This is a genomic window from Rhizobacter sp., from assembly GCF_035702065.1.
Lineage (GTDB): Bacteria > Pseudomonadota > Gammaproteobacteria > Burkholderiales > Burkholderiaceae_C > Rhizobacter.
Map to the genome: position 1 here is coordinate 1 of NZ_DASSRA010000363.1, position 9,435 is coordinate 9,435.

The 9,435-nt window shown below is 66.5% G+C and carries 10 protein-coding genes; all 10 read right to left on the reverse strand.

Annotated features, from left to right (window positions below):
* Nucleotides 1–659: GTPase HflX (hflX, locus tag VFL64_RS16025; RefSeq protein ID WP_489541386.1), on the reverse strand; the 659-nt coding region annotated here is incomplete at its 3' end.
* An 88-nt stretch (nucleotides 660–747) separates the two neighbouring features.
* On the reverse strand, nucleotides 748–990 hold the full coding sequence (gene hfq / locus VFL64_RS16030; RefSeq protein WP_047502530.1) for an RNA chaperone Hfq: 243 nt from the start codon (nucleotides 988–990) through the stop codon (nucleotides 748–750).
* Between the two features lie 83 nt (nucleotides 991–1,073).
* Nucleotides 1,074–2,405, reverse strand: a complete 1,332-nt coding sequence (gene der, locus VFL64_RS16035; RefSeq protein WP_489541378.1) for a ribosome biogenesis GTPase Der — start codon at nucleotides 2,403–2,405, stop codon at nucleotides 1,074–1,076.
* A gap of 16 nt (nucleotides 2,406–2,421) precedes the next feature.
* A complete protein-coding gene (bamB, locus tag VFL64_RS16040) occupies nucleotides 2,422–3,540 on the reverse strand; it encodes an outer membrane protein assembly factor BamB (RefSeq protein WP_489541379.1) in 1,119 nt (372 codons plus the stop codon).
* A gap of 8 nt (nucleotides 3,541–3,548) precedes the next feature.
* Nucleotides 3,549–4,235, reverse strand: a complete 687-nt coding sequence (locus VFL64_RS16045; RefSeq protein ID WP_489541380.1) for a YfgM family protein — start codon at nucleotides 4,233–4,235, stop codon at nucleotides 3,549–3,551.
* A gap of 28 nt (nucleotides 4,236–4,263) precedes the next feature.
* The gene (gene hisS, locus VFL64_RS16050) at nucleotides 4,264–5,586 is read right to left on the reverse strand and encodes a histidine--tRNA ligase (protein ID WP_489541381.1); all 1,323 of its coding nucleotides are present in this window, start codon (nucleotides 5,584–5,586) and stop codon (nucleotides 4,264–4,266) included.
* Nucleotides 5,587–5,660: 74 nt separating this feature from the next.
* A complete protein-coding gene (ispG, locus tag VFL64_RS16055) occupies nucleotides 5,661–6,950 on the reverse strand; it encodes a flavodoxin-dependent (E)-4-hydroxy-3-methylbut-2-enyl-diphosphate synthase (protein WP_489541382.1) in 1,290 nt (429 codons plus the stop codon).
* Between the two features lie 9 nt (nucleotides 6,951–6,959).
* Nucleotides 6,960–7,880 carry a helix-turn-helix domain-containing protein gene (locus tag VFL64_RS16060; protein WP_489541383.1) on the reverse strand — a complete coding sequence of 307 codons (921 nt, stop codon included), beginning with the start codon at nucleotides 7,878–7,880 and terminating at the stop codon, nucleotides 6,960–6,962.
* A complete protein-coding gene (pilW, locus tag VFL64_RS16065; protein ID WP_489541384.1) occupies nucleotides 7,873–8,682 on the reverse strand; it encodes a type IV pilus biogenesis/stability protein PilW in 810 nt (269 codons plus the stop codon). Before pilW ends, VFL64_RS16060 begins: the two co-directional genes overlap by 8 nt.
* Nucleotides 8,679–9,435 (reverse strand): 23S rRNA (adenine(2503)-C(2))-methyltransferase RlmN (gene rlmN, locus VFL64_RS16070; protein ID WP_489541385.1); only part of this gene is annotated, 757 nt, incomplete at its 5' end. The genes rlmN and pilW, both read right to left, overlap by 4 nt.

Genomic DNA, 9,435 nt, shown 5'->3' on the forward strand with positions numbered 1-9,435 from the left:
AACAACTGGTCGGCCGCATAGGTGCGTGCCTTGACCAATGCATTGAACAACGTCGACTTGCCGGCGTTGGTGTAGCCCACGAGCGAAACACGGAAGGTGCCGCTGCGCTCGCGCGACTTGCGCTGCGTGCCACGCTGGCGCTTGACGCGGACCAGCCGCTCTTTCACCGTCTTGATGCGCTCGCCGATCATGCGGCGGTCGAGCTCGATCTGCGCCTCACCGGGGCCGCCCCGGGTGCCGATGCCGCCACGTTGGCGCTCCAGGTGGCTCCAGCGGCGAACCAGACGGGTGGACAGGTATTGCAGGCGGGCCAGCTCGACCTGAAGTTTGCCCTCGTGGCTTTGCGCGCGAGCCGCGAAGATCTCCAGGATCAACATGGTCCGGTCGGCGACAGCCACGCCGAGGTGCTTTTCCAGGTTGCGCTGCTGCGCGGGGGAAAGCGCCTGGTCGAAGAGAACGGCCTCGGCCTGGTGGCCCAGAACCAGCGCCTTGATCTCATCGGCCTTGCCCGAACCCACGAAGAGCGCCGGATCGGGCGACTTGCGCCGAGCGATCACACGGGCGACGGGAACGTCGCCTGCGGATTCGGCCAGCAAGGCCAGTTCGTCCAGGGAAGCGTCGAAGGGTGACTTGCCACCGAAGTCAACGCCCACCAGGATGGCACGAGGGGGTTGTCCTGCCACAGAGTCGGCAGAGGATGCCGCTGCAGTCAAGGTAGGTACCGTCTCGGCAGCTGCGGTCGCGCTTTCAGGTCTGCTCCGGGGCTTCGGCAGCGTGGAAGTTGACGGCGCGGCCAGGCACCACGGTGGAGATGGCGTGCTTGTAGACCATCTGGGTCACGGTATTGCGCAGCAACACCACGTATTGGTCGAAGGACTCGATGTGGCCCTGCAGTTTGATGCCGTTCACAAGGTAGATCGACACCGGAACGTGCTCCTTGCGAAGCAGGTTCAGAAACGGGTCTTGTAGAAGCTGCCCTTTATTGCTCACGATATGCTCCGTGATGGAAAGTGAATGAGGCTGGCACGTTAACACAGCACCATGCGGCAGTGCCGCATGCACCGTCAATGCACCTAGTCTTTGTCGGCGAAGGGGTTCGACGACGAACGCATCTCGATCCGCAGCGGCGTGCCGACGAGCTTGAAGTGCTCGCGAAAGCGGGCTTCCAGATAGCGCTTGTAGACGTCGGTCACGTGCTCCAGCGAGTTGCCATGGATCACGATCACCGGCGGATTCATCCCACCCTGGTGCGCATAGCGCAGCTTGGGGCGGAAGGCGCCAGCGCGCTTGGGGGTCTGGAACTCCACCGCTTCCTGCAGCAGCCGGGTGAGCACCGGGGTGCTCATCTTGCGGTTGGCTGAGGCATAGGCGTCGGCAATGGCTTGCCACACCGGGCCGAGACCCTGCCGCTTGAGGGCGGAGATGCGCAGAACCGGGGCGAACTTCAGAAACGCCAGGCGCTGCGCGATGGAGCGCTCCAGCGTCTCGCGCTGGTAGTCGTCGATGGCATCCCACTTGTTGACGGCCAGCACCACGGCGCGACCGCTCTCCAGGATGTAGCCGGCGATGTGGGCATCCTGCTCCGACACGCCCTGCGTGGCGTCGAGCAGCAGCAGCACCACGTCGGCACTGGCAATGGCCTGCAGCGTCTTGACCACAGAGAACTTCTCGATTGCCTCGAAGACCTTGCCCTTGCGGCGCAGGCCGGCGGTGTCGATGAGCTCGAACTTCTGGCCGTGGCGCTCGAAGGGCACGGTGATGGCGTCGCGCGTGGTGCCCGGCATGTCGAAGGCCACCAGGCGCTCTTCACCGAGCCAGGTGTTGATGAGGGTCGACTTGCCCACATTGGGGCGGCCGGCTACCGCCAGGCGGATGGCCGAATGCTCTTGCGCATCTTCAGGTTCGGGATCGGGCTCGAACCCTTCCAGCACGGCGTCGAGCAGGCTGCGGATGCCCTGCCCGTGGGCCGACGAGATCGGGTGCGGTTCTCCCATGCCCAACTCGTACAGCTCGCCAAGCAAAGGCGACTCGACCATGCCCTCGGCCTTGTTGGCGGCGAGGAACACCTTCTTGTTGGCCGTGCGCAGGTAACGCGCGATGTCGTGGTCCTGAGCCGAGACGCCGGCGCGCAGGTCGACGACGAAGATCACCGCATCCGCTTCGGCCACGGCCTGGCGGGTCTGCTTGGCCATCTCCTTGACGATGCCCGTTGAACTGTCAGGCTCGAAGCCTCCCGTGTCGACGACGATGAACTCGCGGTTGCCCAGGCGGCCATCACCATAGTGGCGGTCGCGCGTGAGCCCGGAGAAGTCGGCCACGATGGCATCGCGGCTCTTGGTCATGCGGTTGAACAGGGTGGACTTGCCCACGTTGGGGCGACCGACCACCGCAATGACAGGTTTCATGATGGAAACACCCGCCTCATTCGGGCCGGAACGCGAACACGCCGCCCTTGCTGGTCACGACCAGCAGGGTCAAGCCCGAGGCAACGGGGGCAACCTTGATCGCCGACCCGTCAGTGGGCATGCGCAGAACCGCTTCGCCGGTGTCACGGGTGAACCAATGCACCATGCCATCGACGTCGCCCACGACAAACGCCTTGCCCACGACCAGTGGTGCTGTCAGGCTGCGGTAGAGCAGCTTCTCGAGCGTCCAGGCGACGCTGCCGCCGTTGAAGCGCCAGGCGGTGATGCGGTCGGAGGCATCCGTGCCCACCACCATCTCGGCATCGGCCCCCACACCGATGATGCCGCCGACATTGCGCGACCACAGGGTACTGGCGCGCTCAACGTTGACACAGCCCACGGCCGACTGGAACGAGCGGGTGCAGATCACCTCACCGACCCGCGCCGCCGGCCCCACCAGGTCGGCTAGCCGCTCTACCTCGTTGGTACCGCGAGGTGAGGCCACCGTGGCCTCCCAGCGCACCGAGCCGCGCAGTGGGTCGAGGCCGGTGAGCTTGGCACCTTGCCCAACCAGCAGCGTGTCCTTGTACGGAAGGATCACACCCGGGGTGGAAAGAATCAGGGCCTCGCTGGGCCGCTGATAGCTCCAGAGCTTGCGGCCGTCGAGCACGTCGAAAGCGGCGACCGAGCGGTCCACCGCCAGCACGAAGACCCGCTCACCCGCCACGAGCGGAGCCGTGACCACGCGTGAAGGCAAGGTCAGTCGCCACAGCACCTTGCCGCCATCCAGCGTGACCAGTTCGTTGTCGCGGGTGACCACGCTGGCGTAGCGCCCGTCGCTGCCCACGCCGGCGCTTAGCTTGGCACCCACGCTGGCGCGCCACAGCTCGCGGCCGGTGTCCGCTTCGAGCGCCCTCACCTCGCCGCTGTCGTCAGCCACGGTGAAGGTGCTGCCGTTCACCGCCACCGCCAGCGGAAAGCGGACGGTGTCCATGTCCAGCCGCCAGACCTGGCGGCCTTTGACCTTGGCCTCCAAGGGCTCCAAGGGCGTGGGATCGGGCCTCGGCGTGCCGGCACAGCCGACCAGCACCGCACCGAGCAATGCCACTGCCGCCCGGCCAATCCATGCCTTCACGTCAAAGCTCATTTGCCGGCCCCGGCGCTGGCGGCGGCCTTGGGCGCTTCAGCGCCAGGGGCCGCCCCGAGGACCATCAGCTTGGATTCGACCATGCGGCGGTACTCGAGCGATTCGTCCATGGCCTTCCAGGCCTGTTCGAAAGCGGCCTTGGCCTCGTCCTTCTTGCCCTGGGCGAGCAGCACATCTCCGCGGCGATCGGCCACCAGCGCGGCGAATTCCTTGGAGGTGGCGCCGTCGAGCTGCTTGAGTGCCTCGTCGAACTTCTTCTCGTCCAGCAGCAGGCCGGCGAGACGCAGGCGGGCCACGGTGCGGTACTCGTCTTCGGTCGCATGTTCACTGGCCCAGGTCAGAGTGGCTCGGGCCGCGTCGTTCTGCTTCTTGTCGAACTGCAGCTTGGCGGTCAGCAAGGCGGCCTGCTGGGCGTAGCCGGTGCTCGGGAAGCGCTCCTTCATGTCGTCAAAAACGCGAGCAGCCTTCTCGACATCACCGGCCTGGGCCGCGCGGTCGAGCTCTTCGTACAGTGCGCCCGCCTTCACGGATTGCTCGTGCTGGTGGTTGTTCCAGAGGGTCCAGCCCACATAGCCGGCGAGCGCAATGATCAACACCCAGGTGATGAGGTTGCCGTACTGCTTCCAGAAGGCTTTCAGCTGGTCGAGCTGTTCTTGTTCTTCAAGGTCGAGATGCGTGGCCATGGCAATGAGCTTTCAAACGGATCGGGGATTATGCGTTGAGCAGTTCGGTGGCCCACCCGGCCACTTCCGCCAGCGACAGGCTTCTCTGGGGCACGGCCGGGTCGCGCAGCGACTTGAGCGAGACCTCGCCGCGGGCGACTTCGTCGTCACCGAAGATCAGCGCGAAGGCCGCACCGCTCGCATCGGCGCGCTTGAACTGCGACTTCATGCTGCCGCCGCCGGCATGCATCAGCGCGGAGACACCCGCCCGGCGCAGCACCTCCAGCGTAGCCATGGCCTGCGGCAAGGCGGCGGTCGACGGGATGACTGCGTACACCCGCGGCGCGCTGTCGGGCACCGGCACAGCCAACTCCTGCAGCAGCAGCAGCAGCCTCTCGATGCCCAGGCCGAAGCCGACCGCCGCGCTCGGCTTGCCACCCAGCTGCTCGAACAGGCCGTCGTAGCGGCCGCCGCCACAAACCGTTCCCTGGGAGCCGAGTTGGTCGGTGACCCACTCGAAGACGGTGAGGTTGTAGTAGTCCATGCCGCGCACCAGGCGCGTGTTCACGCGGTAGGCCAGGCCGGCGGCGTCGAGGATGGCCCGCACGGCATTGAAATGCGCAAGCGATGCCTCGCCCAGGAAGTCCATCAACTTGGGCGCGGCCTCCACCACCGCCTGCATCGCCGGGTTCTTGCTGTCGAGGATGCGCAGCGGGTTGCTGTGCAGGCGGCGCCTGGCATCTTCGTCCAGCACCTCGGCGTTCTGCTCGAAATGGCGGATGAGCGCCTCGCGGTGGGCACGGCGTTCCTCGGGCTGGCCCAGGCTGTTGATCTCGAGCCGCACGTGCTGGCCTTCGACCAGGCCCAACTCGCGCCACAGGCTGCGCACCAGCAAGATCATTTCAGCGTCGACGTCGGGCCCGGCAAAGCCCAGCGCTTCCACGTCGAGCTGGTGGAACTGGCGGTAGCGGCCCTTCTGCGGCCGCTCGTGGCGGAACATCGGCCCCATGGTCCACAGACGCAGGGGGCCGTTGTAGAGCGCGTTGTGCTCCACCATCGCGCGCACGATGCCGGCGGTGGCCTCGGGCCGCAGGGTGAGCCGGTCGCCGTTCATCGAATCGATGAAGGAGTACATCTCTTTCTCGACGATGTCGGTCACCTCGCCCAGGCCGCGCACGAAGAGCGCCGTGGGTTCGACGATGGGCGTCAGCAGGTACTGGTAGCCATAGCGCGACAGCACCTGGCGAACCGTGGTCTCGAACCAGGCCCACAGCGCAGAGTCGGGCAACTTGTCCTTGCGCGGCACCGAGGCCGGCAGGATGTCGTTCATGCCCTTGACGGCCTGCAGGGCAACGTTGTTTTTGTCAGCCATGTGAGAAGAATGCAAAGACAGAAGGCGCCATCGCGCACGACGGCGGGAGCAAGCGGAAGCGCCGGGCTGGGTGCTCAGGCCGGCGCGGCCGAATGCTCGGTCGTGGCGGCGCCGTAGCGCTTCTCGATGTAGTTCTCGACCAGCGTCTGGAACTCCTGGGCGATGCGTTCACCACGCAGCGTGAGGGCCTTCTCGCCGTCGATGAACACCGGCGCTGCCGGTGCCTCGCCCGTGCCGGGCAGGCTGATGCCGATGTCGGCGTGCTTGCTCTCGCCCGGGCCGTTGACGATGCAGCCCATCACGGCGACCTTCATCTTCTCGACGCCCGGGTAACGCGCGCGCCACACTGGCATCTGCAGGCGCAGGTAGTCGTCGATCTGCTTGGCAAGTTCCTGGAAGGTGGTGCTGGTGGTGCGGCCACAGCCGGGGCACGCGGTCACGCTCGGGTTGAAGGAGCGAAGACCCAGCGATTGCAAGATCTCCAGCGCCACCACCACCTCCTGCGTGCGAGCCTCGCCCGGCTGCGGCGTGAGCGAGACACGGATGGTGTCGCCAATGCCTTCTTGCAGCAGCAGCGAAAGCGCCGCCGTGGACGCCACCGTGCCCTTGGTGCCCATGCCGGCTTCCGTCAGACCCAGGTGCAGCGGGTAGCTGCAACGCTTGGCCAGCGCGCGGTACACCGACACCAGATCCTGCACGCCCGACATCTTGCAAGACAGCACGATCTGGTCGGCACGCAGGCCGATCTCTTCGGCGCGCTTGGCCGACTCGATCGCCGACGCGATGATGGCCCGGTACATGATCTGCTGCGGCTCGAAGGGCTCGGCCCGCTTGCCGTTCTCGTCCATCATCTGGGCGAGCAGTTCCTGGTCGAGACTGCCCCAGTTGACGCCGATGCGCACCACCTTGTCGTACCTGGCGGCGATCTCGACCATCTGCGCGAACTGCTTGTCCTTCTTCTCGCCCTTGCCCACGTTGCCGGGGTTGATGCGGTACTTGGACAGCGTCTCGGCGCAAGCCGGGAACTCGCTCAGCAGGCGGTGCCCGTTGTAGTGAAAGTCGCCCACGAGCGGCACGTCGATGCCCATGCGGTCCAGCTGCTCGCGGATGTGCGGCACGGCCGCTGCGGCCTCGGGCGTGTTGACGGTGATGCGCACCATCTCCGAACCTGCCACCGCCAGCTCCTTGACCTGGATCGCGGTGTCGATCACGTCGACCGTGTCGGTGTTGGTCATCGACTGCACGCGCACCGGCGCGCCACCGCCCAGCGTGACGACGCGCGAACCCCAGCGCACGGCAGCCTGGTGCGAAGGCCGCGCGGCCGGCGCTGCCGGTTCGATGAAATCGTCAATGGCTTGTGTCATGGCAATCAATCACTTGAGTTCGAGCTTGGCCACGTTGTCGCGTGTGGGCGCCAGGTCGACCGCCTTGCCTCTGAACGAGACCTGCGTGGCCGACGCGTTGCCGATTTTCACCCGCAAGGGAGAGGCCCCATCGAGGCCCACGGCTTCCCCGGGCTGCAACACACGCGAGATGAGCGCGGTGCCGCGGCCGTCGATCACCTCAACCCACGATTCGGCGCTGGCACGCACGAGCAGCACGCCGGAGGCCGGCGTCGAAGCGGGCGACGCGACGGGAGCTGCCGCCACGATGGGTGAGGAAGCTGGGGCGGCCTGCACCGCCGGCGCCGAAGCCGCTGCGGGTGCCGACGCCGGGTGCACGGTTTCGACCACGATGGACGAGGTTTGAAGCGGCTCGGAGGCCGCATCGTTCGCGGGTGCGGGTGCGGGTACGGTGCTGGCCACCACCGGCTCGGCCGGGGCGCTCGCCCGCTGCGTGACATCGTTGATCCACCCCGCGGGCAGCACGTACAGCAGGATGCTCGCCACCACCAGCAACGCCGCGCCCAGCACCACCGGGTTCTTCAGGAACTGCAGGTCGCTGGGGACGCGCCGACCCGGCTTGTCGCGGAATGGCGCATTCAAGCCCAGGCTCATCTGCGAGAGGTTGTGATCGGCCGGTTGCGGCAGCAGCGCCAGCACTGGAGCCGCGTCGATCTTCAGCGTGCGGCAAACGGTTTGCGCCAGCGCGCGCGTGAAGGTGGCACCCGGCAATTCGTCGAAACGGTCAGCCTCCAGCAGCTCCAGCTTGCGCGGAGCCACCTTGATCGAGGTGGCCAGAGCTGCAATGTGCAAGCCCTTGGCCATTCGGGCCTGGCGCAGCAGCGAGCCCGCGGTGGCCGCGACCTCGGGAGACTCGCTCGACGGCGAATCACTCACGGACGAATCACTCATCGAACTGCCCCCGGTCGAACGCAGCCGACTCGCGCGAATTGGGAAAGCGGTTGCGCAGCTGCAACCCGTATTCGTTGGCTCCCTGCCGGTTGCCGAGCTTCATCTCGATGCGTGCGGCAAGCCAGAGAGTCTGGGCCGTGGACTGGTTGGCCACCCCGTTGACCCGGCGCATGTAGAAGCGGGCGCGCTCCAGATCGCCGCGGCGCAGCAGCACTTCGGAGAGGTTGGTCGCGATCGCCGGGTTGGACGGGTCGCGCTCATAGGCCTTGCTGAGCGTGACCTCGGCCTCGGCCCACTTGCCGGCCCGGGCCTGGCACACGCCGCTGGCCAGCAGCGTGCGGCTGGTTCCGAAGTACTGTGGCAAGGCAAGCGCCTGCTGGTACATGGCCTCGGCTTCGGCATAGCGCTTCTGCTGGCACATGTACCAGCCGTAGTTATGCAGGGTATCGCCGTCGCGCGGGTTGATCTGCAGTGCGCGACTGAAGCTCTCCTGCGCCAGCTTATCGTCCCCCAGCCCCGCGTAGATGAGGCCGCGCAGGTTGTACGCCTCGCCCAGGTTCGGGTCGGCAACCAACGCGAGCTTGACCTCGTCGAGCGCGGTGGTCAGCTGGCCTCGGCTGAAATAGGCGGTCGCCAGCTCCATGCGCGTGCGAGCGCGCTTGCTGGTCTCGGTTTCGTCCGAATCGGTGACACGGTCCTTGCTCTCGCCCACAGGCGCAGAAGGCACGGCACAACCCGCGATCAAAGAACTGAACACCCAGCAAACGGCGGCGGCCCACAAGCTACAGCGTCCCAAGGTCATTGATGCTTCTCCGGCGGAATGGATGCGGTTTCAGGGGTCTTGCGGTGGATCTGGATGGGGGCGCGCGTCATGCGCTTGTTCACATTGGTGCGGTCCTGCACCTCGCCGGCCAGTTGGCCGCAGGCAGCGTCGATGTCGTCGCCGCGCGTCTTGCGCACGGTGGTGACCACGCCAGCTTCTTGCAGCACGCGGGCAAAGGCCGTCACCCGCTCGCGCGGCGAGCGCTTGAGGCCCGATTCCGGGAAAGGATTGAACGGGATGAGGTTGAACTTGCAGGCGATGCGCTGGCTCAGGCGCACGAGCGCTTGCGCGTGCAGCGGCGTGTCGTTCACGCCGTCGAGCATGCAGTACTCGAAGGTGATGAAGTCGCGCGGCGCCTTGTCGAGGTAGCGCTGGCAAGCAGCCAGCAACTCGTCGATCGGGTACTTGCGGTTGAGCGGCACCAGGTCGTCACGCAAGGCGTCGTCGGGCGCGTGCAACGAGACTGCCAAGGCCACCGGGCAGTCGTCACGCAGCCGGTCGATCATCGGCACCACACCGGAGGTGGAAACCGTCACGCGGCGGCGAGACAGGCCGTAGCCATGGTCGTCGAGCATCACGCGCAAGGCCGGCACCAGCGCCGAGTAGTTCTGCAAGGGCTCACCCATGCCCATCATCACCACGTTGGTGATGGCACGTTCGCCTGGCGCCAGCTTGAGCCGCTGGCGCAGGTGGTGTTCGGCAAACCACAACTGGGCCACGATCTCGCCGGTG

Coding starts and splice junctions, on each gene's coding strand:
- pilW (WP_489541384.1), bottom strand. CDS start 8,682: ATGACCTTGGGACGCTGTAGCTTGTGGGCCGCCGCCGTTTGCTGGGTG.
- ispG (WP_489541382.1), bottom strand. CDS start 6,950: ATGACACAAGCCATTGACGATTTCATCGAACCGGCAGCGCCGGCCGCG.
- hisS (WP_489541381.1), bottom strand. CDS start 5,586: ATGGCTGACAAAAACAACGTTGCCCTGCAGGCCGTCAAGGGCATGAAC.
- VFL64_RS16060 (WP_489541383.1), bottom strand. CDS start 7,880: ATGAGTGATTCGTCCGTGAGTGATTCGCCGTCGAGCGAGTCTCCCGAG.
- der (WP_489541378.1), bottom strand. CDS start 2,405: ATGAAACCTGTCATTGCGGTGGTCGGTCGCCCCAACGTGGGCAAGTCC.
- VFL64_RS16045 (WP_489541380.1), bottom strand. CDS start 4,235: ATGGCCACGCATCTCGACCTTGAAGAACAAGAACAGCTCGACCAGCTG.